The 24419-nt window shown below is 64.7% G+C and carries 26 protein-coding genes and 1 pseudogene; 16 read left to right on the plus strand and 11 right to left on the minus strand.

The features are described from left to right. The first annotated feature begins 20 nt into the window (after positions 1-20). From GPL20_RS27605 to GPL20_RS27620, 4 genes are read left to right on the plus strand one after another with little or no spacing between them, the layout of a single operon-like run. Positions 21-797, plus strand: a complete 777-nt coding sequence (locus GPL20_RS27605) for a hypothetical protein (protein ID WP_157333588.1) — start codon at positions 21-23, stop codon at positions 795-797. Continuing rightward, a complete protein-coding gene (locus tag GPL20_RS27610; RefSeq protein WP_167533243.1) occupies positions 787-2436 on the plus strand; it encodes a hypothetical protein in 1650 nt (549 codons plus the stop codon). Before GPL20_RS27605 ends, GPL20_RS27610 begins: the two co-directional genes overlap by 11 nt. Before the next feature lies 1 nt (position 2437). Continuing rightward, on the plus strand, positions 2438-3694 hold the full coding sequence (locus GPL20_RS27615) for an ATP-grasp domain-containing protein (RefSeq protein WP_157333590.1): 1257 nt from the start codon (positions 2438-2440) through the stop codon (positions 3692-3694). Then, entirely contained in the window at positions 3691-5190 is a 1500-nt protein-coding gene (locus tag GPL20_RS27620; RefSeq protein WP_254125993.1) for a pyridoxal phosphate-dependent decarboxylase family protein, read from the plus strand. The genes GPL20_RS27615 and GPL20_RS27620 overlap by 4 nt, the downstream gene beginning before the upstream one ends. 87 nt (positions 5191-5277) lie before the next feature. Here the strand turns inward: GPL20_RS27620 and flbT are convergent, their stop codons facing one another. After that, entirely contained in the window at positions 5278-5703 is a 426-nt protein-coding gene (gene flbT / locus GPL20_RS27625) for a flagellar biosynthesis repressor FlbT (protein ID WP_157333592.1), read from the minus strand. A gap of 328 nt (positions 5704-6031) precedes the next feature. Between flbT and GPL20_RS27630 the strand changes: the two genes are divergently transcribed. From GPL20_RS27630 to GPL20_RS27645, 4 genes are all read left to right on the plus strand, one after another. Next, entirely contained in the window at positions 6032-7600 is a 1569-nt protein-coding gene (locus tag GPL20_RS27630; protein WP_157333594.1) for a flagellin N-terminal helical domain-containing protein, read from the plus strand. A gap of 245 nt (positions 7601-7845) precedes the next feature. Beyond that, a complete protein-coding gene (locus GPL20_RS27635; RefSeq protein WP_157333596.1) occupies positions 7846-9456 on the plus strand; it encodes a flagellin N-terminal helical domain-containing protein in 1611 nt (536 codons plus the stop codon). A 290-nt stretch (positions 9457-9746) separates the two neighbouring features. Continuing rightward, positions 9747-10115 (plus strand): flagellar biosynthesis regulator FlaF, encoded by a 369-nt coding sequence (gene flaF, locus GPL20_RS27640; RefSeq protein WP_157333598.1) that lies wholly within the window; start codon positions 9747-9749, stop codon positions 10113-10115. A gap of 13 nt (positions 10116-10128) precedes the next feature. Beyond that, positions 10129-10494: a hypothetical protein gene (locus tag GPL20_RS27645; RefSeq protein WP_254125995.1), complete on the plus strand. Its 366-nt coding sequence runs from the start codon at positions 10129-10131 to the stop codon at positions 10492-10494. Positions 10495-10497: 3 nt separating this feature from the next. Here GPL20_RS27645 and GPL20_RS27650 read toward each other — a convergent pair whose 3' ends face one another. From GPL20_RS27650 to GPL20_RS27665, 4 genes are all read right to left on the minus strand, one after another. Next, complete coding sequence (locus GPL20_RS27650) at positions 10498-10857, minus strand: hypothetical protein (protein ID WP_157333600.1); 360 nt, start codon at positions 10855-10857, stop codon at positions 10498-10500. 160 nt (positions 10858-11017) lie between these two features. After that, complete coding sequence (locus tag GPL20_RS27655; protein ID WP_157333602.1) at positions 11018-11515, minus strand: hypothetical protein; 498 nt, start codon at positions 11513-11515, stop codon at positions 11018-11020. Positions 11516-11526: 11 nt separating this feature from the next. Beyond that, positions 11527-11895, minus strand: a complete 369-nt coding sequence (gene flgJ, locus GPL20_RS27660; protein ID WP_157333604.1) for a flagellar assembly peptidoglycan hydrolase FlgJ — start codon at positions 11893-11895, stop codon at positions 11527-11529. Then, positions 11895-13019, minus strand: a complete 1125-nt coding sequence (locus tag GPL20_RS27665) for a flagellar basal body P-ring protein FlgI (RefSeq protein WP_157333606.1) — start codon at positions 13017-13019, stop codon at positions 11895-11897. The genes flgJ and GPL20_RS27665 overlap by 1 nt, the downstream gene beginning before the upstream one ends. A 269-nt stretch (positions 13020-13288) precedes the next feature. Between GPL20_RS27665 and GPL20_RS27670 the strand changes: the two genes are divergently transcribed. After that, positions 13289-13702, plus strand: coding sequence for a flagellar assembly protein FliX (locus GPL20_RS27670; protein WP_157333608.1), 414 nt, complete (start codon positions 13289-13291; stop codon positions 13700-13702). A 37-nt stretch (positions 13703-13739) separates the two neighbouring features. Here GPL20_RS27670 and GPL20_RS27675 read toward each other — a convergent pair whose 3' ends face one another. Next, positions 13740-14111: a winged helix-turn-helix transcriptional regulator gene (locus GPL20_RS27675; protein ID WP_157333610.1), complete on the minus strand. Its 372-nt coding sequence runs from the start codon at positions 14109-14111 to the stop codon at positions 13740-13742. Positions 14112-14260: 149 nt separating this feature from the next. Here GPL20_RS27675 and GPL20_RS27680 point away from each other — a divergent pair, with 149 nt between their 5' ends. After that, the gene (locus GPL20_RS27680) at positions 14261-14872 is read left to right on the plus strand and encodes an NAD(P)-dependent oxidoreductase (RefSeq protein ID WP_157333612.1); all 612 of its coding nucleotides are present in this window, start codon (positions 14261-14263) and stop codon (positions 14870-14872) included. Between the two features lie 213 nt (positions 14873-15085). Beyond that, positions 15086-15451, plus strand: a complete 366-nt coding sequence (gene dksA, locus GPL20_RS27685; RefSeq protein WP_085966600.1) for an RNA polymerase-binding protein DksA — start codon at positions 15086-15088, stop codon at positions 15449-15451. 280 nt (positions 15452-15731) lie between these two features. Here dksA and GPL20_RS27690 read toward each other — a convergent pair. Then, a pseudogene (locus GPL20_RS27690) lies at positions 15732-16119 on the minus strand (winged helix-turn-helix transcriptional regulator). Between the two features lie 90 nt (positions 16120-16209). Between GPL20_RS27690 and GPL20_RS27695 the strand changes: the two are divergent. Further along, the gene (locus tag GPL20_RS27695) at positions 16210-17238 is read left to right on the plus strand and encodes an SDR family oxidoreductase (RefSeq protein WP_157333614.1); all 1029 of its coding nucleotides are present in this window, start codon (positions 16210-16212) and stop codon (positions 17236-17238) included. 78 nt (positions 17239-17316) lie between these two features. Next, complete coding sequence (locus tag GPL20_RS27700; protein ID WP_157333616.1) at positions 17317-18096, plus strand: 2-keto-4-pentenoate hydratase; 780 nt, start codon at positions 17317-17319, stop codon at positions 18094-18096. Positions 18097-18395: 299 nt separating this feature from the next. Here GPL20_RS27700 and flgH read toward each other — a convergent pair whose 3' ends face one another. The 4 genes from flgH to flgF are packed head-to-tail and all read right to left on the minus strand — an operon-like array spanning position 18396 to position 21871. Then, complete coding sequence (gene flgH / locus GPL20_RS27705; RefSeq protein WP_157333618.1) at positions 18396-19160, minus strand: flagellar basal body L-ring protein FlgH; 765 nt, start codon at positions 19158-19160, stop codon at positions 18396-18398. A 3-nt stretch (positions 19161-19163) separates the two neighbouring features. After that, positions 19164-20294: a flagellar basal body P-ring formation chaperone FlgA gene (gene flgA / locus GPL20_RS27710; RefSeq protein ID WP_167533244.1), complete on the minus strand. Its 1131-nt coding sequence runs from the start codon at positions 20292-20294 to the stop codon at positions 19164-19166. A gap of 10 nt (positions 20295-20304) precedes the next feature. Then, on the minus strand, positions 20305-21093 hold the full coding sequence (gene flgG, locus GPL20_RS27715; protein ID WP_157333620.1) for a flagellar basal-body rod protein FlgG: 789 nt from the start codon (positions 21091-21093) through the stop codon (positions 20305-20307). Between the two features lie 16 nt (positions 21094-21109). Beyond that, positions 21110-21871 carry a flagellar basal-body rod protein FlgF gene (gene flgF, locus GPL20_RS27720; protein ID WP_157333622.1) on the minus strand — a complete coding sequence of 254 codons (762 nt, stop codon included), beginning with the start codon at positions 21869-21871 and terminating at the stop codon, positions 21110-21112. Positions 21872-22248: 377 nt separating this feature from the next. On the opposite strand from flgF, the gene fliL reads away from it, so the two are divergent. The 3 genes from fliL to GPL20_RS27735 are packed head-to-tail and all read left to right on the plus strand — an operon-like array spanning position 22249 to position 24413. Next, positions 22249-22749, plus strand: coding sequence for a flagellar basal body-associated protein FliL (gene fliL / locus GPL20_RS27725; protein ID WP_157333624.1), 501 nt, complete (start codon positions 22249-22251; stop codon positions 22747-22749). Between the two features lie 18 nt (positions 22750-22767). Beyond that, entirely contained in the window at positions 22768-23970 is a 1203-nt protein-coding gene (fliM, locus tag GPL20_RS27730) for a flagellar motor switch protein FliM (protein ID WP_157333626.1), read from the plus strand. Then, a complete protein-coding gene (locus tag GPL20_RS27735) occupies positions 23967-24413 on the plus strand; it encodes a DUF6468 domain-containing protein (protein ID WP_157333628.1) in 447 nt (148 codons plus the stop codon). Before fliM ends, GPL20_RS27735 begins: the two co-directional genes overlap by 4 nt. Positions 24414-24419 lie beyond the last annotated feature (6 nt).

The following is a 24419-nucleotide window of genomic DNA, read 5'->3' on the forward strand; positions in this document are numbered from 1 at the left end:
GCCTTGGGGGGGGGGCGGAGATGTCGGACAAGATGCAGCTGGTGGTGGCCACACCGTGTTTCGGCGGGCAGGTATCGAGCATCTATGCGAGCTCGATCTTCGCGCTCCAGCGCGCGGTGCACGGCATGTCCAATCTCGATCTCAAGGTGCATTTGCGCGACGGCGACGCGCTGATCACGCGGGCGCGGGCCAATCTGGTCGCGATGTTCCTGGACGATCCCAAGGCAACGCACTTCCTGTTCATCGATGCCGACATCGGCTTCAAGCCGGAGCAGGTGTTCCGGCTGATCGAGTGCGGTGCCGACGTCGTAGCGGGCTGCTATCCGATCAAGCGGGTCAACTGGGACAAGGCGAAGCGGGCGATCCAGTCCGGCCGGGCCGACGTGCCGGCCGCCTCGCTCGACTACGTGCTCGAGATCGAGGATCCCGACCGCATCGTGGTGGTCAACGGCTTCACCCGCGTGCGTTATGCCGGCACCGGCTTTCTGATGATCCGGCGTCACGTGCTGGAGGCGATGTGCCGCCATCCCGATTACGCGGCCTTGCAATTCTTCCGCGAGCACTCGCACGATACGCTGGCGGCGAGCCAGAACCGGTTCGCATTGTTCGAATGCATGATCGACCCTGCGACGGGCACCTATCTCTCGGAAGATTTCGCCTTCTGCAAGCGCTGGACCGATATCGGCGGCGAGATCTGGGCCGACATCCAGAGTTCGCTCGACCACGTCGGGCCGTCGGTATTCCACGGCGATATCGCCTCGCAATTCGCGCCGTCGCCTGCGGCCGATGCGGCGTGAGGCTTTCGGGATGAGCACTGGCGCATCCCGTCGCCCGACCATGGAACGGGCCGTCGACGGCGGTTCGCGCTACCGCCTGCGCGATCTCTTCACGCCTCTCGATACGCTGCTCGTCTCAGGCGGAGATCCTCGGCTGGCGCTCGATCCGCGAACCCGGCTGAATGCATATGGCTGCGCGCCGTCGCCGGAGCCGGAGGTCTGGAATTTCGCCTCCTCGACCGCATCGACAATCTCGCAGGCCGCCTATGACCGTGCCGCGCTGGCGCGGGAGGAACTCGTGCACAAGTGCCTGTTCGACGAGGTCGAGATCGCCTTCGATGCGCGCTGCGAGGACATGCGCGACGAGCTGCGTGGTCATCTCCAGCTTTCGCCGCGCATCGACGTCGTGTTCTCGCCGTCCGGGACCGATTCCCAGCTCCACGCGCTATTCCTGGCGCGCGCAGTGCTCGGCGCGCCGCCCGTGACGATCGTAGTCGGTGCCGATCAGACCGGAAGCGGCGCCGCGCAGACCGCGCGCGGACATCACTTCAGTTCGATGACGGCAAGCGGCTCCGCGGTCCGCAAGGACAGCGCGGTCGCAGGACTCGCCGGCGACAGCATCGCGGTGCCGCTGCTCGAGGCCGCCAGCGAGATCGCAATGCGCGCGGATGCGGACGCCGCGGTGCTGCGCGCGGTCGAGACCAGCCTCGCGCAAGGTCGCCGCGTTCTGCTCCAGATCATGGATTCATCAAAACTGGGCTGGCGCGCGCCGAGTGCGGCCTGCCTTGACGAAATCGGGAGGCGCTGGCCGGGGAGGGTGCAGGTTGTCGTCGATGCGTGCCAGGCGCGGCTCGGACGGCGGCGGCTGCGCTCGTATCTCGACCGTGGCTACATGGTTCTGATCACCGGCTCGAAATTCTTCGGAGGTCCCGCTTTCAGCGGTGCGCTGCTGGTGCCGAAAGGGCTGTCCCGCGCGCTCGACCGGGTCGGCGAGATCGCACCCGGTTTCTTCGACTATGCCGGCCGCAGCGACTGGCCGAAGGCCTGGACGACGCTGCGATCGCGCTTCGAGCGGCGGCCGAATTTTGGTCAATGGCTGCGCTGGGAGGCTGCGCTCGCCGAGATCGGCAGCTACTACGCCGTGCCGGGCGCTTTCCGCGCGAGGGCGCTCGCCGAACTTCGGATCGGCATCGAGAGCATGATAGCGCTGACGCCGTCGTTCCGCGCCATTCGACCTGCATGCGACTCCATCGGTACCGATGACGAGGAGTTCGTCCACACGACGATCTTTCCCTTCACGCTTCATCGCGGCGGCAAGCCCGTCACGATCGCCGACACCAGCGCGGCCCATCGGGCGCTGGCGCGGGACATGAACGACGACGTCGCCGGCAGCGCGGCCGACCGGCAGGTCGCGGCCCAACGCGGCCTGGTCGGCCAGCCGGTCCGGCTGGAGCGATCGGACGTCACATCTCAGGCCGTGCTGCGCCTGTGCGTCGGTGCCCGGCTCGTGACCGATGCCTGGTCGGCGGATGTCGCGCAATCGCAGAGAAATCTACAGAACACACTCGATCGGATCGCCGATATCCTGGTGAAGATCGAACTGCTGCTTGACCGCGCCGCCGGCGCGGCGGAGCCGCATGCCCACGCCGTTGAGGTTTGAAATGCAACATCCAGCTCTATCGCCGATCGGCACGACTGCGTCGGCGCAATTTGCCGAGCGCATCGGCTTTGCGCAGTTGACGCGCCAGGCCTTCGAGGGCGTGGATCTGCACCCGTTGCGCGACCAGCTCCTCGCCAGGATTTCCGAAGGTACGGCGCAGGCGGGCGAGGGGCTCGATCTGTCGCTGATTGCCCAGCTTCTCGGCGAGAAGCAGGCGGGCCTCGCGATCCAGGCCGAGGTGCTCACCTTTCATCGTCTGTTTCGTTCGCCCTGCGCGGTCGAAAAGCCGCGCCTGCGCGTGCTCGCGCTTGCGGCCGCGATCGACATGGGCGGCAATACGCCGATCGAATTTCTGCTCGAGGACACCGACATCGAGCTGTTGACGCTCTATGTGATCGACGGCGTGGGTCTGCCCGAGCAACTGCCCGATCACGACGTCGCCATCGTCGTCGCGTCCGATTCGGAGGAGTGCCGCGAGGCACTCGCCGTCATCGAGCGCGCCGCGCCGCGCTGGCCACGGCCCTTGCTCAATCGGCCGAACCTCATCGCCAATCTCGACCGCGACAAGCTTTACCGACTGATCTCGGGTATCGCCGGTCTCGACATCCCCGCAACGGTCGGCGCGACGCGCGCGCAACTGACGGATCTGTCGCACGGTCGGATCGAATGCGCGGAGATCGTCGGCGAGCTGCGCTATCCAATGATCGTGCGGCCGCGCGGCACCCATGCCGGCGTCGGGCTCGCGAAGATCGACGACGCCGGCGCACTCGCCGCCTACCTAGCGGAGCGGGAGGAGCAGGAGTTCTTCGTCGCGCGCTTCGTCGACTATGTGAGCCCCGACGGGCTCTATCGCAAATATCGCCTCGCGATGGTCGACGGCAAACCTTACGCCTGCCACATGGCCATCGCCGATCGTTGGGACATCTGGTATCTCAACGCCAACATGGCGTTCAACGTGGAAAAGCGCGCTGAAGAAGCCGTCTTCATGCTCGACTTCGACCACGCTTTCGCGGCGCGCCACAAGAGCGCGCTCGACGAGATGAGCAGGCGCGTCGGCCTCGACTACTTCATCGTCGATTGCGCCGAGAACCAGCAGGGAGAGCTTCTGGTCTTCGAGGCCGACAACACCGCCGTCGTGCACAACATGGATTCGCCGGCCGTGTTTCCATACAAGCCGCCGCAGATGCGCAAGATCTTCGCCGCGTTCACGGCGATGCTGTCACGGCGTGCGGAAGCGGGTGCGAGGAGCGCGTCGTGAACGAGATGATCCGCAAGGCGCAGGCCGCCGTTCTTCACACGTCGCTCGATCCGCAGGACTGGAGCGAGTTTCGCGCGCTCGCCCATCGCATGCTGGACGAGACGATCGACGGCATCGCCAATGTTCGTGCGCGCCCGGTATGGCAGCCTATTCCCGATGACGTCCGCGCCGCGTTCAAGGCGGACCTGCCGCGCGAGGGAGATGATCTCGCCGAAGTCTACCGCGAATTCGTCGAGCACGTCGCGCCCTATGCGACCGGCAACGTCCATCCCGGCTTCATGGGCTGGGTGCACGGCGGTGGCACCGCGGTCGGCATGCTTGCGGAAATGCTGGCGGCGGGTCTCAACGCCAATCTCGGCGGGCGCGACCACATGCCGATCGAGGTCGAACGCCAGATCGTCGACTGGATGCGCCGCCTGTTCGCCTTTCCGGAAAGCGCGAGCGGTATCTTCGTCACGGGCACGTCGATGGCCAATCTGATGGCGGTGCTGGTGGCCCGCACCAGCGCGCTTGGCACGCTTGCGCGACAGCACGGCATCGGCAATGACGGTGCGTTGCTCACTGCTTATACGTCGCAGGCCGCGCATGGCTGCGTCTCCAGGGCGATGGACATTGCGGGGCTCGGCACCGATGCGCTGCGCAAGATCGACGTCGATTCCGATCATCGCATCGACGTCGCCGCACTGCGCGCGCAGATCGCGACCGATCGCGAGGTCGGCTTCAAGCCGTTCCTGGTTGTCGCCTCCGCCGGCACGGTCGATATCGGAGCGATCGACGACCTCGAGGCGCTCGCCCGGTTGTGCCGCGAGGAAGGAATCTGGTTTCACGTCGACGGCGCCTTCGGTGCGCTCGCGATCCTGTCACCCGAGCTCGCGCCGCTGCTCGGCGGCATCGAGCTTGCGGACTCGATTGCGCTCGACTTCCACAAATGGGGACAGGTCCCTTACGATGCCGGCTTCCTCCTGGTGCGAGACGGCGAGCAACATCGGCAGGCCTTTGCGCAGCCGGCCGCCTATCTGCGCCGCGAGGCGAGGGGGCTTGCGGCGGGCGCGGTCTGGCCCTGCGATCTCGGCCCGGATCTGTCGCGCGGCTTCCGCGCGCTGAAGACCTGGTTCACGCTGAAGACGTTCGGCACCGACCGGCTGGGGGCGGTGATCGCGCGAAGCTGTGCGCTGGCGAAATACCTCGAAGCGCGCGTCCTGGCCGAACCGCGGCTGGAGCTGCTGGCGCCGGTCAACCTCAACATCGTCTGCTTCCGTTATCGCGCCGATGATGCGGTCAATCGCGAGATCGTCGCCGACATCCAGGAGTCCGGCGTCGCGGCGCCGTCGAGCACCACGCTGGACGGCAGGTTCGCGATCCGCGCCGCGATCGTCAATCACCGCACCGAGGAGACGGACATCGATGCGCTGGTCGCGGCCGTGCTCGAGTTCGGTGGGCGGCGAAGCAGCGACAGGTTGATCGAGATCGAGGCGCCGCCGCTCGCGGCGCAGTGAGCGCGAAACGCAAGGAACGGAAACGGCCCCGGAGATGATCCGGGGCCGTTTCGTTTGGGCAAGAACGTGCCGATTGAGCGGTGGTGATCAGGCCGCTGAGCTGACGTCACCCTTGGGATGCGTGGCGGCGTACTGGTCGCGCAGCTTCTCCTCATAGGCGATCAACTTGCGGGCATCCTTCAGCGCGCGATAGAGATCGCCGCTCATGATGTTGTTGTTGATGTCCTCGATGATCGGCCAGGCGCTCGGCACGGCGGTGACGATGTCGCGCACCAGGTTGAAATAGGTGCCGTGCTGGGTCTGCGGGTCCGGCGAGATGTACATGAGCTGGACCGCCAGGTAGACCAGCTTGGCCGGCGTGTCCGCGGTCTCGGGCGTGAGGATGTCGCGCTCGCGCAGGATCGGGACGTTGTCGCCTTCGATCAGGAAACGGGCGCGCTGATCCGTGTTGGTGATCACGCAGTTGCCGACGATAATGCGTTCGTGGGGTCTGAGCTCGACCTTGAGGGCCATGCCTGTTCTCCATCAACTCTTGTTCTGATGAGCGACGGTCGCGCCCCGGCAGATAACGGTGCCGACCCTGATTTGGCGGTAATCCTTGCTGAATACGGTTAACAGCACGTAAACGCGTCCAGGGGCGCAGGAAATCACAAGCAATCTCAACGATGTGCGATCTGCCGCGCGGCCTGGCCCAGAGGCCGAAGTCGATTCAGCGGCCGTATTCCCCGGAAAGTGCTGCTTTCATTTCATCCTTTCTTAGAGCCTTGGCGGCACGGTTCCGCGGTCGCTTGGGTCAAGAAGAGCCAGGCAAGACGCGTAGCTACCAGAAAGGTAACATCATATGTCCGTCGTTCTCTCCGCATCGGTTCGTCAGAACCTGCTCTCCCTCCAGTCCACCGCCGACCTGCTCGCCACCACCCAGTCACGTCTGTCGACGGGCCGGAAGGTGAACTCGGCTCTCGACAATCCGACCAACTTCTTCACCGCCCAGGGCCTCGACAACCGCGCCAGCGACATCGGCAACCTTCTGGACGGCATCGGTAACGGCGTGCAGGTTCTGCAGTCCGCCAACACCGGCATCACCTCGCTGCAGAAGCTGGTCGACAGCGCCAAGTCGATCGCCAACCAGGCGCTGCAGCAGCCGTCGGGCTACTCCTCCAAGTCGACCTTCACCTCGGCGGTGATCACGGGTGCGACCGCCACGAACCTGCTCGGCGACCCCACCACCGCCGCCACGCTGACCGGCACTGCGACCGGCACTCTTGCGGCGGCTTCGGGCCTGACGACCGCGGCTGGCGGTAGCTTTACTGCTGGCGACACGATCATCGTCAACGGCACGACGATCAAGGTCACGGCTGCCGGCGCTGGTACTGCCACCGTTACCACGGATCCGGACGGCACCATCAATCTGAACACCACCGCGACCACGGCTGCAACCACGGACGACTTGACCAATGCGATCAAGACGGCTCTTGGCACCGGCTCCGCGGCGGCCATCGCCGGCAACCAGCTGACGATCACTGCCGGCAACACCTCCAGCAGCATCACGCTCGGCGGTACAGCGCTCGCCAAGGTCGGCCTCACCGCCGGCACAACGGCGCCGACGTCGACCTTCAGCGGTCAGACGCTGACGATCGGTGCGATCGACGGCAGCGCCGCCCAGACCATCACGATCGGCACGGGCGCCGGCCAGGTCAATACGCTCGACGCACTCAACACCAAGCTCGCCTCAAGCAACCTGACCGCCTCGCTGAGCACGGATGGCAAGCTGACCATCACCACCACGAACGATGAAGCCTCGCAGAATCTGACGAGCTCCATCATCGGCGGCACGGCGATCGGTTCCGGCAAGCTGTTCGGCGCAGGAGCCTTCGCCGCCGCGGTGAAGGATACCAACTCGCAGAACGCCCGCGCCAGCCTGATCGCTCAGTACAACAACGTGATTGATCAGATCAAAACCACCGCGCAGGATTCGTCTTTCAACGGCGTCAACCTGCTGAACGGCGACACGCTGAAGCTGACGTTCAATGAAACCGGCAAGTCGACGCTGAGCATCACCGGCGTCACCTTCGATCCGGCCGGCCTCGGCCTTGCGAAGCTGACATCTGGCACCGACTTCCTGGACAACGCTTCGGTCAACAAGGTTCTGACTACGCTCAACGCGTCCAGCAGCACGCTGCGTTCGGAAGCATCGACGCTGGGTTCGAACCTGTCGGTCGTGCAGATCCGCCAGGATTTCAACAAGAACCTGATCAACGTCCTGCAGACCGGTTCGTCCAACCTGACGCTGGCCGACACCAACGAGGAAGCGGCCAACAGCCAGGCGCTGTCGACCCGCCAGTCCATCGCGGTCTCGGCGCTGTCGCTGGCCAACCAGTCGCAGCAGAGCGTGTTGCAGCTTCTGCGCTGATACGCGACCAAAATCGCCAGTCAAGGCATCGCGGCGGGGCTTTTGCCCCGCCGTTTTTTTATGTCGTGCGTTACGGCTGGTCCTATATCCGGGAACCGTAGTGGATTAACGCATCATTAACCTTACGGCTTAAGCCGCCATTAACCTTAATTTAAAGGAGACCCCCTAAGACTGGACAAAAGTACATTCCCCGATCGGCGAGCCCCGATTCGTACAGCGTCGCGCTTCAAGAGGAAGATCCGCCAATGTCCAACATCGTTCTCTCGGCATCAGTTCGCCAGAACCTGTTGTCACTGCAGTCGACAGCCGACCTGCTTGCTACCACGCAGCAGCGGCTGGCCAGCGGCAAGAAGGTCAATACGGCGCTGGACAACCCGACCAATTTCTTCACCGCCCAGGGGCTCGACAATCGCGCCAGCGACATCAGCAATCTCCTCGACGGCATCAGCAACGGCGTGCAGGTGCTGCAGGCCGCCAATACCGGCATCACCTCACTACAGAAGCTGGTCGACAGCGCGAAGTCGATCGCCAGCCAGGTGCTGCAAAGTCCGACGGGCTATTCGCCCAAGTCCAACGTGACCTCGGCGGCGATCACCGGTGCAACCGCCAACAACCTGCTGGGCTCCGCATACACCAACAACACGGTCACGGGCGGCATCGTCAACAATGACAATACCAGCGGCGCGCAGCCGATCACTGGCGCGACCAGGCTGGTCGGCACCGCTGGCGCGGGTTCCGATAACCTGGCGACCGCCATCACCAACGGCTCTGTCCTGACGGTCGACGGCAAGACGATCACCTTCTCGACCGCGCAAACCACCTCGACCACCGACTCGTTCGGCAACGTCACGATCGGCATCGGCGCCGGCAGCACCCTGACGGTGCAGAGCGTGCTGAGCGCGATCGATGGCATCACAGGCGCCGGTACGCCCTCGACCGTCGACGGTACCGGTCATCTCGTGCTCAGCACCGGTACGAACCAGGATCTGGCGATCTCCGGCTCGGGCAACGTGCTCACGGCGCTCGGCCTCACCGCCGGCACCACCGCCCGCGTCCCGCCCCCGCTCAGCGGCAAGACGTTGACGATCGGCGCGACCGGCGGCGGCACCGCCACCAGCATCACCTTCGGCACCGGCACCGGGCAGATTTCCACGCTCAATCAGCTCAACGCGGTGCTGGCGTCGAACAACCTGCAAGCAACGATCGACCCGACGGGTCGCATCAATATCGTCACCTCCAACGATGCCGCTTCCTTGACGATCGGCGCAATTGGCGGCACGGCTGCGGCGAGCGGTCAGCCCTTCTATGGTCTGATCGCGCAGCCGCCCGTCGCGGATGCGAATTCGCAGGCTACGCGCGCCAATCTCGTCGCGCAGTACAACAACGTGCTCGCGCAGATCAACACCACCGCGCAGGACTCCTCCTTCAATGGCGTGAACCTGCTGAACGGTGATACGCTCAAGCTCGTGTTCAACGAGACGGGGCGTTCGACCTTGACCATTCAAGGCGTGACCTTGAACGACGCCGGGCTCAGCCTTGCGCCCTTGAACCAGGGCGTTGATTTCCTGGACTCGAACTCGGCGAACGCCATCCTGACGTCGCTCAATGCGGCCAGCACTACTTTGCGCTCCGAAGCGTCGACCCTTGGTTCGAACCTGTCGATCGTGCAGATCCGGCAGGACTTCAGCAAGAACCTGATCAACGTGCTACAGACCGGTTCCTCGAGCCTGACGCTTGCGGACACCAACGAGGAGGCGGCCAACAGCCAGGCGCTCTCGACGCGGCAGTCGATCGCGGTCTCGGCGCTATCGTTGGCCAACCAGTCGCAGCAGAGCGTGCTGCAGCTACTCCGCTGAGCGCGAGACCGACGAACGCGACGGATGAAACAACGGCGAAGCCAAGGCTTCGCCGTTCTTTTTGAGAGAGATCGCTAACCGTCGATTAGCCCAGATGTGCGCATGATGGATGCAACCATTTACAGTGCGCGCACTCGGATTTAGCCTTGGGATAGAGGTGGACTCCGCGACCGTATTTGTCCGGAGTGCCTCGATGCTCTCGCGTAAGCAAATCTTAAGCGGTGCTGCCTAGGGTTGGGAAATAAATCCTTAAGCCTGTCAAACGGGCCAGGAAACCTCCAGGGTGACGAATGTCGAGTTCTGCTGCTTCAGCCTATGCGCGTGTAGCCACGACCACCGCTTCTCCTCGCGACATCGAAGCGCAAACGCTGCTGAAGGCTGCCAACAAGCTGCAGGATGCGATCAACAGCGCAGATCCGCTCAGCGAGCAGACCATGCAGGCGCTGATGTTCAATCGCAAGCTCTGGACGATCTTCCTCAGCGAGGCCATGCGCGACACCAATCCGCAGCCGCTCGACGTCAGGCAGAAGATCGCCAACATCAGCGTGTTCGTGCTGAGCCAGACCGCCGCGCTCCAGGCCGCCCCGCAGTTCGATCATTTTCGTCCGCTGATCGAGATCAACCGCAACATTGCGGCCGGTCTGTCCGGCCGGCCGTAAACGGAGAGGCGCCGTGGCCGACGTCATGAGCATCCTGTCGAGCTCGTACAAGGCCGCCGGCATGTCGATTCCAAGCGCGACCAAATACGTTGCGGTCGATCCGACGCTCTATCAGGGCGCATGGGCCGGCAAGTATGCCGACGGCAAGAAATTCTCGCTCAGCATCTCGCAGATCGACGGCTTCCGCGCGCAGGTCCATTACGAGAGCGGTAGCACGTCTCAGTACCAGCAGGTGCTGATCAAGGACTCGGCGTTTCGTTTCGGCAACACCAAGTTCACGTTGACCGGCAACGGCAAGGCCCAGGTCAAGAACGTCGTCACCGATCCCGCGAGTGGCGCGACCTATATTGACTCCGCCGTCGCCACGCGCGCCACGTGAGCGTCAGGCGCTGAGGTCCGTATTGAGCGGACGCGAGGGTTCGGACTTCATATCCAGTGCATGGAAATAGGCCCGCCGGCGCAGCATCGCTTCGTCGGGGAACTGGTTGACCACAGCATCCGTCTTGTCGTTGACGATTTGGAAGACGAAGGATGCAGCCGCCTGGTCGAACACGACCTGACGCGAGACATTCTGGTTATTCGGCAAATCGTTGCGCACGGCCGCGCTGGTATCGCTCGCGGCGACGGTCTGGCTCACCGGCAAATCGGTTTGCACGGCCTCGTTCGCCGCCGAATTCGACGTCGTCACGATTGGCGCGGGGGCCGGTATCCCCACCGGCCTGATGCTGAAATCTGTACTCATGGCAGCCTCCTGGTTGCCTTACGTGAGTCAAATCCCAACCCCTCTAATCGCGCAACCATGAACCACCAGGATTGAAGACCCGGTTAGGAAACGTGCCTAACCGCGCGACGAGATCGTCGCGCGGTTTTTCGTAAAATTGTCGCTTGTTTTCGCTTGGCGCTCAGAGCGAGCGGCTGACCGCGAGCGGGGTGATGTGGCGCGGGCCAGGAGCTGCGCGACGGCCGGCGGCCGTGTAGGTGTTCGGCACGTTGCGCTTCTGGATCTCGGCATTGACGCCGCGCACGACGCTCTCGGAAACCGCATGCGCGGTCGCGAGCACGGTGAGATTGACCTGAAGCATCGCGCGGAATGCGTCGTGGTGGCGATGCAGCGTCGAGAGCAGCTCGGGCGCGGACTTCGCAAGGTGGGGCTGGTTCGCCTTCAACTGGCTGACGGCGCCGACATAGTTCCGGGACAGTTCCTGCTTCTTGCCCTCGAGCGTCATCGCCTCGCGGACCTTGCCGGCGCGCACCAGCTCGGTCTCGTGCTCGATAAGCCCGAGCAGGGCGTTCATCGCATCCATCAGGTCCTCGGCGAGCTTGCGCGCCTCGGCGCTGCCGGGCGCGGTGTTCGGGCGCTGCGCTTGCATCGGCTGACGTGAGGCGTTGAAATGGTTCATGTCGTTTGACCTTATGCCGTGCGGATCGTTTTCGCCTGCTGCATGATGAGGGTGCGGTAGACATCGGTGGCGATGCCGACGCCGCCGGCCTTGGCGAAGTTCTTGGAATACTGCTCGGTCAGCATCGAGCGCCACACGCCGGTGCCCGGCGTGTCGCCGAACGGGCCTTCGCCCTTCAGGCCCGACGTCATCTGCGCGAACATGCTGTTGAGGAACATCGCCTCGAAATCGGTGGCGATCTTCTGCGCTTTGGCCTGCTGCTGCGGCGAGACTTTTTGCAGGGCGCTCGCGAGCTCGAAGTCCGGCCGGCCGTTGCGGCTTTCCACGGAGAAGGCCGAGGAGCTGACGGCGTGCGGCGTGCTGATCATGCCGGTCTGCATCACATCACCTCGATGTCGGCTTCGATCGCGCCGGCGGCCTTGATCGCCTGGAGGATGCTGATCATGTCGCGGGGGCCGATGCCGAGGCCGTTGAGGCCGTCGACAAGCTGCTGGAGCGAGACGCCGTTCTTGACGAGGGCGAGCTTCTTGCCGTCCTCGGTGACGGTGACGCTGCTGCGCGGCGCGACCACGGTGCGGCCGCGCGACAGCGGGTTGGGCTGGCTTACCTGCGGGCTCTCGGAGATCGTGACGGTGAGATTGCCCTGCGCCACCGCGACGGTGGCGACGCGGACGTCGCGTCCCATCACGATGATGCCGCTGCGTTCGTCGATGACGATCTTGGCGGCGAGATCGGGATCGACCTGGAGCTGTTCGATCTCGGTCAGGAAGGCAACGACGTTGCCCTTGAACTCCGGTGGGACCGAAAGCTGCACCGTCGAGGGATCGATCGGCTCGGCGGTCTTGACGCCGAGATAGTCGTTGACGGCGGCTGCGATCCGCTTGGCGGTGGTGAAGTCGGCGTTGCGCAGCGCCAGGCGCACGTTCGGCAGCCGGTTGAGCGCGAACTCGATCTCGCGCTCGATGATGGCGCCGTTGGCGATGCGGCCCACCGTGGGCACGCCGCGCACGATCTTGGCCGCTTCGCCTTCGGCCTGGAATCCGGAGATCGCAAGCGAGCCCTGGGCCACCGCGTAGACGTTGCCGTCGGCGCCGAGCAGGGGGGTCACGAGCAGGGTCCCGCCCTGGAGGTTCTTGGCGTCGCCGAGCGCGGAGACGGTGACGTCCATGCGCGTGCCCTGGGTGGCGAAGGCGGGCAGATTGCCGGTCACCATCACGGCGGCGACGTTGCCGGTGCGGATGGTGGCGCCGCGGATGTTGACGCCCATGCGTTCGAGCATCGCTTGCAGCGACTGCTTGGTGAAGGGGATGTTGTTGAGCGTGTCGCCGGTGCCGTTGAGGCCGACGACGAGGCCGTAGCCGATGAGCTGGTTCTGCCGCACGCCTTCGATATTGGCGAGGTCCTTGATGCGCGAGGTCGCAGCCGCCGACGTGACCGACAGCGCCAGCGCTGACAGCGCGACGCAGGCCACCCCAACAATCCTCACCCAACGAACGCCTGGCATCCTCTGCTCCCCGAGGCTCCTCAAATCAAAGGACCATCTGCGACACTCCCATGACGAGCTGGTCCGGCGCTTTCCTTGCGAGCGCTGTGCCAACCCGGGGCAGCGGGATAGGTGGCTGAATAGGTTGAATAAATCTGTTTCGACCAGTGTCAGCGGTCGTTCGCCCTGAGGAGCGAAACTGCCGCCTGTCGGCAGATTTTGCCGGGCCGTTTACGCGCCGTTAACCATAACGCGGCGAAGCTGGTGCATCGATCACCCGGATTGCTGCGATGCGCATCTACGGACCGAACGGCACCACGCTCGGAACGCCGGCCAGCCAGGCCAGGCGGACGGGCTCCGGCACCTTCGTGCTGCCCGATACTTCGTCGGCACAGGAGACGCGCACCGCCGCAGCGCCGAAGGCCGCCGCCAACATCGATGCGCTGCTGGCACTGCAAGGCGTCGAGGAGGATCCGGTCGAGCGCCGCAAGCGTTCGGTCGCCCGGGGCAGGACCGCGCTCGACGTGCTCGACGATCTCAAGATGGGACTTCTGTCCGGCAATCTCGACGCGTCGACGGTGATGCGTCTGCGCGATGCCGCGGCCAACCTGAAGTCCTCGTCCGGCGATCCCGGTCTCGATGCCGTGCTCTCCGAGATCGAGCTGCGCGTCGAGGTCGAACTCGCCAAGGCCGGGCAGGCCTGACCGTCATCCAATCTTCCGAGGCGCTCGTGAAGCGGTGTTACGCCGCTTCCTCCTTCTGCTGTGAATCATAGCGGCGCTGGGCGGCGAGCACGTCCTTCAGGTTCTGCTCGGCCCAGTCGCGCAGGGGGTCGACCGCCGCCGCCAGCGTCAGCCCGAGCTGCGTGATCGAATACTCCACCGTCACCGGCACGGTCGCGATGGCGCGACGTCTGATCAGTCCGTCGCGTTCGAGCGATTTGAGAACCTGGCTCAGCATCTTCTGCGAAATGCCTTCAATCGTGCGGCGCAACTGATTGAAGCGCATCGGCTCCTCGCGCAGCAGCAGGAGGATCAGCACCGCCCATTTGTCGCCGACGCGATCGAGGATCTGGCGCGTGGGGCAGTTCGCTGCATAGACGTCGGGTTTCATCGTCGGGTCCTCAGATTCCGTTCTGCCGCTTGCGAACACGCAGCCGGTTACTCCAGCGTTATCAGGTAAGCACAAAGTGCTCTCTTAACACCAGCATTCTTTGCGATATCTAGTCTCCATTAGTTACTATAGAAGCAAAGGAGCCTTCCATGAAAATCGCAGTCGCCGGCGCCTCGGGTCGGGCCGGGTCGGAAATCACCAAGGAACTGTCCCGCCGTGGCCATAGCGTCACCGCCATTGCGCGCAACCCCGAGAAGATCGCGGCCTTGCCGAATGTCACGCCCACCAAGGGGGACGTGCTCGACCAGGCCGGCCTCACCAAGCTGTGGGCCGGGCATGACGCGGCTGTGAGTTCCGTGCATTTCCTCGCCAGCGACCCGCTCAAGCTGATCGGCGCGGCGAAGGACTCCAAAGTGGGGCGCTACCTCGTGGTCGGCGGGGCCGGCAGTCTGGAAGTCGCGCCGGGCGTAAAGCTGGTCACAACTGAAGGTTTTCCCGCCCAATACAAGGCCGAGGCGGAAAAGGGTTCCGCATTTCTCGACCTGTTGCGGCAGGAGAAGGACCTGAACTGGACCTTCATCTCGCCGTCGGCGCTGTTCATCGAGGGCGAGCGGACGGGCAAGTTCCGGCTCGGGACCGATCAGCTTCTCGCAGATGCGAACGGCAAGAGCTGGATCACCTTCGCCGACTACGCCATTGCGCTCGCCGACGAGATCGAGCGGCCGGCCCATGCAAGGCAGCGCTTCACGGTCGGCTACTGAGCCGTCAACCGCCCCCGGGCCTTTGCGGATAAACCTTCCTGTGCAAGGGCTTGGGGGCGCCAATCAAGCGGTCAGGGAAATATTGTCTGTCACAGGAGGCCGCTATATAAGGCCCCGCTCAGCGGACCCGTTCCGTTGCGAGTCGTTGCTTAGACAGATAGGCCGCCCTTGGAAAAGTTGAAAAACTACCGACCGACCGAAAAAGAGCCTTTCATGAACGACCGGCAGAAGGAGTACTTCCGTTTGAAGCTCCTCGCCTGGAAGGATGAGATCCTCAAGGAGTCCAAGCTCACCCTGCAAGCCCTGCAGGAGGAGAACGTGAACCACCCCGATCTCGCCGATCGGGCATCGTCCGAAACCGACCGTGCCATCGAACTGCGCGCCCGCGACCGCCAGCGCAAGTTGATCGCCAAGATCGACGCCGCGCTCCAGCGCATCGAGGACAACACCTACGGCTATTGCGAGGAGACCGGCGAGCCGATTTCCTTGAAGCGGCTCGAGGCACGGCCCATCGCGACGCTCTCGGTGGAGGCGCAGGAGCGCCACGAGAAACGCGAGAAGGTCTATCGCGACGAATAGAGTCCGAGCCGCAGCGTTGCGGCTCTTTGTTTTTGGACGCAAGGCGCCGTTTGGCGCCGCGATGATCATTTTGTCTGCCGCCTGCCGCCGCGCGTCTCAGCGCGAGCGCAATCTCGAAAAATGAATCGCAATCAATAGGCTAGAGTCCCTTCCTCCGAGCTCACGTGAGTTCGGATGAGAAACAGCCTTCACTTCGGGTGCGGGGGATTTTGCGAGTCGCGTCAACGAGATCGACTCGGATGCTGAGACACCGATCCAGCAGTATCAAGCATTGCTGCAATCAGGCCTCCTGCGACGCCGCAAGGCGTGCGTCGCCATAAAGCCTGGACCAGCTCAATATTTCCTTAAACGCCGGCAGCAGACCGTAGGCCGCCTCGGTCAGCTCTCAGAGGCTTCTCGGCGAAGGCGGTCCGCGACACCAGGCCGTCCTGCTCGAGCTCGCGCAGTTGCGTGGTCAGCATGTGCTGGGTGATGCCGCCGACCGACCGCCGCAAGGCGCCGAAACGAACCGCGCCGTTCATCAGGGCGAACAGGATCTCCAGCTTCCACTTGCCGCCGAGGGCATGGATGGCCCGCTTGAAGTCGTCGAGCAGGGCAGCGTCGGGGCTGCAATCGCAGTCGGCGTCGCAAAGGCTGGTCAGGTTTTCCATACCGGTCTCGAAATCCATTCTACTTGTCCGGAAAGAGATAGTGACCAGATGCGGCCCTGAGCAGGGTGGCGGAACCAATTCGCCGGCCCGCATCGAGGGAATTTGGCAATGAGCACTGTTCTGGTCACCGGCGGGTCCGGGTTCGTCGGCATCCATGTCGTCCTGCAACTTCTGGCCGCCGGTCACACGGTGCGGACGACGGTGCGCCGGCCGGAGCGGCGGGACGAGGTGCTGACGATGCTGCGCGAGGGTGGGGTGGCTTCGCCCCATAGCCTGTCCTTCTTCACCGCGGATCTCACGGCCGACCAGGGCTGGCGCGAGGCGGTCGCCGGCTGCGACTACGTGCTCCATGTTGCCTCTCCGCTCTCGACCAGGGTGCCCGACCACGAGGACGAGATGATCATCCCGGCCCGCGACGGCACATTGCGGGTACTGCGTGCCGCGCGCGATGCCGGCGTCAAGCGCGTTGTCATCACCTCGTCGCTGGGCGCGATCGGCTACGGCCATCCGCCACGTGACGCGCCCTTCGACGAGACCGACTGGACCAATCTCGGGGGCGCCGACGTGCAGCCCTACATCAAATCCAAGACGCTGGCCGAGCGGGCGGCCTGGGATTTCGTCGCGCGCGAAGGGGACGGGCTGGAGCTGTCGGTGGTCAACCCCGCCGGCATCTTCGGCCCCGTGTTGGGGCCGGACTTCTCCGGCTCGATCGAGATCGTCAAATCGCTGCTCGACGGCGCCATGCCGGCGGTGCCGCGGGTCTATTTCGGCGTGGTCGACGTGCGCGACGTGGCGGATCTGCACCTGCGGGCCATGACGGCGCCGGAAGCCAGAGGCGAGCGCTTCATCGCCGTCTCCGGCGAGACGATGTCGATCCTCGACATCGCCAGGTTGCTCCGGCGGGAACTGGGACCAAGGGCGCGCCGGGTTCCGCGGCTCCTGGCCCCGGACTGGGTGGTGCGGCTGGCCGCGACCCGAGTTCCGCTGTTGCAGGCGGTCGTGCCGATGCTGGGCAAGGTACGCCGCTCCACCAGCGCCAAGGCGCGGGCGGAGCTTGGCTGGAAGGCGCGCTCCAACGAGGAGGCGATCCTCTCGACCGCAGAGAGCCTGATCCGGCTCGGCCTGGTCAAGGCGTGAGGTTGCCCGTGGCTTGTCATGCCCGGGCGGGGATGCTGAAGTGCCGCCCTCGAATGGGTAGCGTGGGAGGCGGCGCCGATGGACAAGATTCTCGAAGCCGCAAAGGCGATCGCGCGATCGCGCCGCAACCATGCGCCGCTTGCGGCGCTGGAGCGTCCCCCTGCCGACGAAGCCGAGGGCTATGAGGTCCAGCGCGCCGTGCACGATCTCCTGCTGCCCCATGTCGGGCCGCTCGTCGGCTACAAGATCGGCTGCACCAGCCAGGTGATGCAGGACTATATCGGCATCCCGCATCCCTGCGGCGGCGGTGTGTTCCAGAAGGGCGTCCATGACAGCGGCGCCAAGCTCGCCGCCTCCAACTATGTCCGCGTTGGCGTCGAATGCGAGATCGCGGTGCGGCTGAAGCGGAACCTTGCCGTTGGCGAAGCACCATTCACGGCCGAATGGGTCGGTGAGGCCGTCGATGCCTATCATCCCGCCATCGAGATCGTCGACGACCGCTATGTGAAGTGGGAGACGATGGGCGCGCCGACGCTGATCGCCGACGATTTCTTCGCCGCCGGCTGCGTGCTGGGTCCGTCGGTTCCGCGCTCGTCGGTGCCGGATCTGAGGTCGGTGAAGGGCCGCGCCATCGTCAACGACGAGGAGGTGAGCCAGGGCACCGGTGCCGACGTGCTCGGCCACCCCCACAACGCGCTCGCCTGGCTCGCCAACCACCTCGCCGCCGAGGGCAAGGGTCTTCACGCGGGACAGCTCGTATTGACGGGGAGCCTGGTAAAGACGCTGTGGCTGAAGGCCGGCGACAAGGTGCGGATGGAGCTGGAGGGGCTCGGGACGGTGGAGGCGGAGTTTACGTAGCCCCTCCACGTCGTCGCGCAAGGCGGCGTGACGCATGCACGGTCTCTCCGCCGTCATTGCGAGCGCAGCGAAGCAATCCAGAGTCTCTCCGCGGTGGCAGTCTGGATTGCTTCGCTGCGCTCGCAATGACGGAGGTTGGGCTAGACTTGAATGCACCAACTGGCGGCGAAGCCGAGGGCTCACAACGATCGTCACCCAAAAATACATGCGGCCTCCGGCAGGGGAGCTACCGGAGGCCGCGTCGTACATCGTCGTTCGCGCCTAGGTTCGCGAACACGATGTGGGAGCTCGGGAGATGGTTAGAAGGGCAGCAGCACGTCCATGACCTGCTGGCCGTAGCGTGGCTGCTGCACGTCCATGATCTGGCCGCGGCCGCCATAGGCGATGCGGGCCTGTGCGATCTTGGTTGAATCGATGGTGTTGTCGCTCTGGATGTCTTCGGGGCGGACGATGCCGGCGACGATGAGCTCGCGGATCTCGTAATTGACGCGGATCTCCTGCTTGCCCTCGACCACGAGGTTGCCGTTCGGCAGCACCTGGGTGACGACAGCGGCAACGTTGGTCTGCAAGGCTTCCGCGCGAGTGACCGAGCCCTTGCCGTCGCTGGAGGCGGTGGAGTCGGCGGTCAGGATGCGGCCGGGCAGGATCTTGTTGGGTTGGGTGATCGTCTTGGCGCCGATGAAGTCGGTAATCCCGGAATCTTCAGAGTTGGTGCGGCTGCGCTGGGTCTCGTTGGAGAGGTTGGCCTTGTCGGTGATGTTCACGGTCACGGTCAGGAGGTCGCCGACCTGGCGGGCGCGCTGGTCCTTGAAGAAGGCGCGGCTGCCGTTGCGCCACAGCGAGTTCGGATTGTAGGAGGCGACTTCCGGCTTCGGCATCGGCATCTGCACCGGCTTGTAGCCGGGCTGCGTCGTCGGATTGTCGATCGCCGACAGCTTCGGCTGCTCGCCGATCTGCGACAGGCGGTCGATCGAGGAGCAGCCGCTCGCCAGCGCACAAGTCGCCAGCAGCAGGGCGGAAATCGCGACGCGACGGAGACGGAAAGCCGAACTGAACGTGGACATGACTTACTCTGACTTGGCTGGAGCTTGCGAGACGCGGACTTGCGGGATCTGGGCTTGTGCGATCTGGGCCGGAGACGTCGGGGCCTGGACCAGGCTCCGGGCGAGGGCTGCGGCAGCCGGCACTTCGTCGCGCTTGAGCGAGGAGGTCTGCTCGACCGCAGGCGCCATCGGGGCAGATTGGCTCGCGCCCTGGACGGTGACCTCGCCGCGGCCGGTGACGACGCCGGTCAGCGTGCGCTTGGATTGCAGGTTGAGGATGCTGATGGTGTCGCCCTCGGCGCCGCTCTCGATCGCCTTGCCGCGCGTGGTGAGGTAGAGGCCGGGCACCTGGTAGATGATGGTGACGCTCTGGTCGCGCTGCACGAAGTCGGGCTTGACGATGTCGGCGACGCGGATCGGCGTGCCGGCCCGCATCGGCCGGCGCAGCTGCATGCCGATGGTGCGGTCGCGCGAGGCGGGCTCGCCCGTGACCTCGGCCTTCGGCCGGCGCTCCAGCGTGACATCGGAGGATTTCAAGAGCTCGGCGCGGTCGATGTCGCGGGTCAGCACGGCCACCTCAACCGTCTCGATCGCGGTGCCGGTGAACCGCAGCTTGGTCGGTGCCGGATTGTTGTCGTTGCCGATCTCGAAGGCGATGTCGAAACGGCCGCTGCGGGCGTCATAGCGGGTTGCGACCGGCTGGAGCGCGCCGGTGTTGGAGGCATCGAGGCGCATGTCGGAGATGCCGCGGTCGAAGGTGACCGTGATGTTGGCGGCTTCCCCAAGGCCAAAGCGGCGCTCGAGCGCTGTGGCAACCGCGTTTTCGAGGTCCTTGTTGGCGAGCGTACGGGTGAGGCGGGTGACGGACACCTCCTTGATGTCGCCGGTCATCACGCCGATCACCTGCTTTGCGCGCAGCACCGACAGCACCTGCGCGACCGGCAGCGCGCCGGTGGTGCCGAGATCGGGCGAGCGATAGACCGGGATCAGCGCGGCCGAGCCGGCATTGTCGATGAGGTCGCCGATCCGCACCACGTCGGCGGTGACGGTGACGTTGGCGCGCAGCGTCGGCGCCGCGATGCCGTCGTCCGCGGCCTCTGCCGGCAGCGCCAGCGCGAAGAGGACGGAGATCGTGGCGAGCGTGGTGCGGATCATCGTCATCATCTCAGCGGAACAGCGCCGTGGTCGATTGCATCATCTGGTCGGCGGCGCTGATGACCTTGGCGTTCATCTCGTAGGCGCGCTGGGCGGCGATCAGGTCGCTCATCTCCGAGACGACGTCGACATTGGCCTGCTCCAGGCTACCCTGCGTGATCTTGCCGTAGCCCTCGGCGTTCGCGGTGCCGTCCTGCGGCGCGCCGGACGAGGGGGTCTCGGTGAACTGGTTGCTGCCGACCGGCTGCAAGCCCGCCTTGTTGATGAACCGGGTCACGCCGATCTGGCCGATGATCGAGGAGCTCGACGAGCCCGGCAGCGTCACGGAGACCTGGCCCTGCTCGCTCACGGAGATGCCGGACGCGTTGTTCGGGATGGTGATGGTCGGCTGCACCGGGTTGCCCTGCGCGGTGACGATGCGGCCCTGATTGTCCATCTGGAAGGTGCCGTCCCGGGTGTACTGGTAGGTGCCATCGGGCATCAGGATCTTGAAGAAGCCTTCGCCCGACATCGCGAGATCGAGATCGTTGCCGGTCTGCGACAGCGTTCCCTGCGTCATGCTGCGCGGCGTGCCGACGGTCTTGACGCCGCCGCCGATGTCGACGCCGACAGGCAGGATGGTGCCCTGGTCCGAGGCCTGGGCGCCGACGCGGCGGACATGCTCGTAGATCAGGTCCTGGAACGCCGCCGTCTGCTTCTTGAAGCCGGTGGTGCGCAGGTTGGCGATGTTGTTGGAGATCACCTGAACGTTGAGTTCCTGTGCCGCCATTCCGGTCGCTGCGGTGTGAAGCGCCTGCATGTCAGTTCTCCTTCAATCAGGCCGGAACGTCGGCGAGCTTTTCGATCGCCGATTTGTGGAGGTCGCTCTGCTGCTGGAGCAGGTTGGCGACGGCGGTGTAGCTGCGCATCACTTCGACCATGTGGGTCATCTCGCTGACCGCATTCACGTTCGACTTCTCGATATAGCCCTGCTGCAACGTGGACTTGGTGTCGGCCTGCTGGTTGGCCGAGCCGGCGGCATAGAGATTGGCGCCGAGCTTGGTCAGCCTGGTCGGATCGTCGAACGAGACCATGCGGATCTTGCCGCGGATCGAGTCGGTCCGCGCCGTGCCTTCGAGCACCGTGACGGTGCCGTCGGGTGCGACGTTGATGTCGTGGTCGGTCGGCTGGAAGGTGATCGGGCCGGAATTGCCGAGCACGAGGTTACCGTCGGCGGTGACGAGCTGGCCGGTGCTGTTGAGCGAGAATTTGCCGTCGCGGGTGTACAACTCGCCGCCATTGGCCTGCACCGCGAAATAGGCGCCGCCGCTGATCGCCATGTCGAGCGGATTCTTGGTCGGCTCCATCGGCCCCTGGCCGACGTCGCGGAAGGTGCCGCGGTCCTGCACATAGGAGACCCGGCGGTCGGCGCCGATGAAATTGTCCTCGCGCGCGTTCGAGTTGAGGTACTCCTCGAACAGCGAATGGTCGGCCTTGAAGCCGTTGGTGTTGGCATTGGCGACGTTGTTGGCGATGACATCCATCTGCCGTTCCAACGTCATCTGCCGTGACAAGCCGATCAGAAGCGCGTTCTGCATCGGAAATCTCCCCTGAGTGAGATCCGCCACCTCGCTCTCCCAAGCGCCTTGGCCGACCCCGTGAACGAGACCGTCAGGTTCTCCCAAACCGCCGGGTCTCGGCTCCTTCTCAGCGAAAGCCGTGCCAACACGGAAAATTACGTGATTTCAATGTCTTGACGATTTGTGGCGAGTCCCGGAGGGCGGCAGAAAGGTTCTGTTAGCCATGTTTGCCCGGCAGATTTTTCCTAGCTGAGGCCCAATCGAAAGATTCCGTTAACCATTATTACCGTAGCGTTTGCCATGAAGAGGAGCGCACTGCGCCGGGGCATTTGTATCGCGTCACTGTCTGAGGCTTCGCTCTTTCGACCCCTTTGAGAGATCCGGGCGCGGCGATCATGGCAGAGAATGAAGCGGAAGGCGGCGCAGCCGCCGATGGCGCGGAAGCCGCTCCGCCGAGGAACAAGCTCAAGCTCATCATCATGGCCGTCGGCCTGCTCGCGATCCTCGGCGGCGGGGCTGCGACCTGGTTCTTCTTCTTCCGTCATGGCGACGACGAGCATCATGCCGAGGCGGCGCCACCGCCGAAGCCGCCGGCCTTCGTCGACGTGCCCGACATGATGGTCAACCTTGCCGGCGCGCCCGGCGAGCGCGTGCAATATCTGCGGCTGAAGATCGTGCTCGAGCTGAAGGAAGAGAAGCAGATCGAGGCGATCAAGCCGACGATGCCGCGCGTCACCGACATCTTCCAGACCTATGTGCGCGAACTGCGCCCCTCCGACCTCAACGGCTCTGCCGGCATCTTCCGCCTCAAGGAAGAGCTGACCAAGCGCGTCAACGCGGCGGTCGCGCCGATCCAGGTCAGCGCGGTGCTGTTCAAGGAAGTCGTGATCCAGTGAGCATGACGGGCTAGGATCATGGCGGGGAACGACCAGGTCGACCAGGATGCAATTGCCGCCCAGTGGGAGGCCTCGCTCGATTCCGAGGATCCCGCCGAGGCCGCAAAGGCTGCCGCCGAAAACGAACTCTCCGAGACCATGGCCCTGCAATGGGCGGCCATGGTCGAGGACGGCAGCCGCGATCTCGGCAGCGGCAAGAACTCCGGCGAGCGGGTGCTGTCGCAGGAGGAGATCGACAACCTCCTCGGCTTCACCGTCGGCGACGTCACGCTCGACGACCATTCCGGCATCCGCGCGATCATCGATTCGGCGATGGTCTCCTACGAGCGTCTGCCGATGCTCGAAATCGTCTTCGACCGCCTGGTGCGGCTCTTGACGACATCCCTGCGCAATTTCACCTCCGACAACGTCGAAGTCTCGCTCGACCGCATCACCTCGGTGCGTTTCGGCGATTACATGAACTCGATCCCGCTGCCGGCCGTGCTCTCCGTGTTCAAGGCCGAGGAGTGGGAAAACTTCGGCATGGCGACGGTCGATTCCAGCCTGATCTACTCGATGATCGACGTGCTGCTCGGCGGCCGCCGCGGCACCAGCCAGCTCCGCATCGAGGGCCGGCCCTACACCACGATCGAGACCGAGCTGGTCAAGCGGCTGGTCGAAGTGGTGCTGGCCGACGCCGAGCAGGCATTCCGGCCGCTGTCGCCGGTGACCTTCACGATCGATCGGCTCGAGACCAACCCGCGTTTCGCCGCGATCAGCCGTCCAGCCAATGCCGCAATCCTGGTGCGCCTGCGCATCGACATGGAAGACCGCGGTGGCAACATCGAGCTCTTGCTGCCTTATGCGACCATCGAGCCGATCCGGGGCGTGCTGCTCCAGATGTTCATGGGCGAGAAGTTCGGCCGCGACCCGATCTGGGAGGGACATTTCGCCACCGAGATCAACCAGGCCGAGATCGCCGTCGATGCCGTGCTCTACGAGGCCGACATCCCGCTCAAGCAGCTGATGCGACTCAAGGTTGGCGACACGCTGCCGCTGGATATGCGCGCGGACGCCAACGTGACCGTGCGCTGCGGCGACGTCACGCTGACCGAAGGTCGGATGGGCCGGGTCGGCGACCGCGTCGCGATCCGCGTGACGAAACCCCTGCGCAAGCCAAGTACGACACTTGCGATGTTCGAGAAGGTGGACGAGCAGAACAAGATGATGGAGGCCCCATGAACCACTCCCTGGGAATGGCGATCGAGACGCTGGTGGCTATCCTGCTGATGCTCACGATCGGCTACTGTATCCTGCTCAACAAGCGCCTGACCCGGCTCAAGGCGGACGAGCATTCGCTGAAGGCGGTGATCGCCGAGCTGATCACGGCGACCGAGATCGCCGAGCGGGCGATCGGCGGGCTGAAGCTCGCCGTGCGCGACGTCAACGAGAACCTCGGCAGCCAGCTCGCCGCGGCGACCCAGATGTCGGACCAGCTCTACAAGCAGCTCGGCGAGGCCGACAACGTGGTGCGGCGCCTGTCCAAGATCGCGATCGCCGCGCGCCCCGTCACCAATCCGGAGGCGGTCGCCGCACCCGCGGCCAAGCCCTCGACGGCGAAGGCGGTCGCGGCTGCGGCCGAAGCCTTCTCCGAGCGCCGACGCTCCAACGGTCTTGCCGCATGAAGTCAG

Source organism: Bradyrhizobium cajani (assembly GCF_009759665.1).
Lineage (GTDB): Bacteria > Pseudomonadota > Alphaproteobacteria > Rhizobiales > Xanthobacteraceae > Bradyrhizobium > Bradyrhizobium cajani.

Bases quoted from the DNA above. Each gene is read 5' to 3' on its own strand.
- GPL20_RS27605 (WP_157333588.1), top strand. From the start codon at position 21: ATGTCGGACAAGATGCAGCTGGTGGTGGCCACACCGTGTTTCGGCGGG.
- GPL20_RS27610 (WP_167533243.1), top strand. From the start codon at position 787: ATGCGGCGTGAGGCTTTCGGGATGAGCACTGGCGCATCCCGTCGCCCG.
- GPL20_RS27615 (WP_157333590.1), top strand. From the start codon at position 2,438: ATGCAACATCCAGCTCTATCGCCGATCGGCACGACTGCGTCGGCGCAA.
- flbT (WP_157333592.1), bottom strand. From the start codon at position 5,703: ATGGCCCTCAAGGTCGAGCTCAGACCCCACGAACGCATTATCGTCGGC.
- GPL20_RS27630 (WP_157333594.1), top strand. From the start codon at position 6,032: ATGTCCGTCGTTCTCTCCGCATCGGTTCGTCAGAACCTGCTCTCCCTC.
- GPL20_RS27635 (WP_157333596.1), top strand. From the start codon at position 7,846: ATGTCCAACATCGTTCTCTCGGCATCAGTTCGCCAGAACCTGTTGTCA.
- flaF (WP_157333598.1), top strand. From the start codon at position 9,747: ATGTCGAGTTCTGCTGCTTCAGCCTATGCGCGTGTAGCCACGACCACC.
- GPL20_RS27650 (WP_157333600.1), bottom strand. From the start codon at position 10,857: ATGAGTACAGATTTCAGCATCAGGCCGGTGGGGATACCGGCCCCCGCG.
- GPL20_RS27655 (WP_157333602.1), bottom strand. From the start codon at position 11,515: ATGAACCATTTCAACGCCTCACGTCAGCCGATGCAAGCGCAGCGCCCG.
- flgJ (WP_157333604.1), bottom strand. From the start codon at position 11,895: ATGCAGACCGGCATGATCAGCACGCCGCACGCCGTCAGCTCCTCGGCC.
- GPL20_RS27665 (WP_157333606.1), bottom strand. From the start codon at position 13,019: ATGCCAGGCGTTCGTTGGGTGAGGATTGTTGGGGTGGCCTGCGTCGCG.
- GPL20_RS27670 (WP_157333608.1), top strand. From the start codon at position 13,289: ATGCGCATCTACGGACCGAACGGCACCACGCTCGGAACGCCGGCCAGC.
- GPL20_RS27675 (WP_157333610.1), bottom strand. From the start codon at position 14,111: ATGAAACCCGACGTCTATGCAGCGAACTGCCCCACGCGCCAGATCCTC.
- GPL20_RS27680 (WP_157333612.1), top strand. From the start codon at position 14,261: ATGAAAATCGCAGTCGCCGGCGCCTCGGGTCGGGCCGGGTCGGAAATC.
- dksA (WP_085966600.1), top strand. From the start codon at position 15,086: ATGAACGACCGGCAGAAGGAGTACTTCCGTTTGAAGCTCCTCGCCTGG.
- GPL20_RS27695 (WP_157333614.1), top strand. From the start codon at position 16,210: ATGAGCACTGTTCTGGTCACCGGCGGGTCCGGGTTCGTCGGCATCCAT.
- GPL20_RS27700 (WP_157333616.1), top strand. From the start codon at position 17,317: ATGGACAAGATTCTCGAAGCCGCAAAGGCGATCGCGCGATCGCGCCGC.
- flgH (WP_157333618.1), bottom strand. From the start codon at position 19,160: ATGTCCACGTTCAGTTCGGCTTTCCGTCTCCGTCGCGTCGCGATTTCC.
- flgA (WP_167533244.1), bottom strand. From the start codon at position 20,294: ATGATCCGCACCACGCTCGCCACGATCTCCGTCCTCTTCGCGCTGGCG.
- flgG (WP_157333620.1), bottom strand. From the start codon at position 21,093: ATGCAGGCGCTTCACACCGCAGCGACCGGAATGGCGGCACAGGAACTC.
- flgF (WP_157333622.1), bottom strand. From the start codon at position 21,871: ATGCAGAACGCGCTTCTGATCGGCTTGTCACGGCAGATGACGTTGGAA.
- fliL (WP_157333624.1), top strand. From the start codon at position 22,249: ATGGCAGAGAATGAAGCGGAAGGCGGCGCAGCCGCCGATGGCGCGGAA.
- fliM (WP_157333626.1), top strand. From the start codon at position 22,768: ATGGCGGGGAACGACCAGGTCGACCAGGATGCAATTGCCGCCCAGTGG.
- GPL20_RS27735 (WP_157333628.1), top strand. From the start codon at position 23,967: ATGAACCACTCCCTGGGAATGGCGATCGAGACGCTGGTGGCTATCCTG.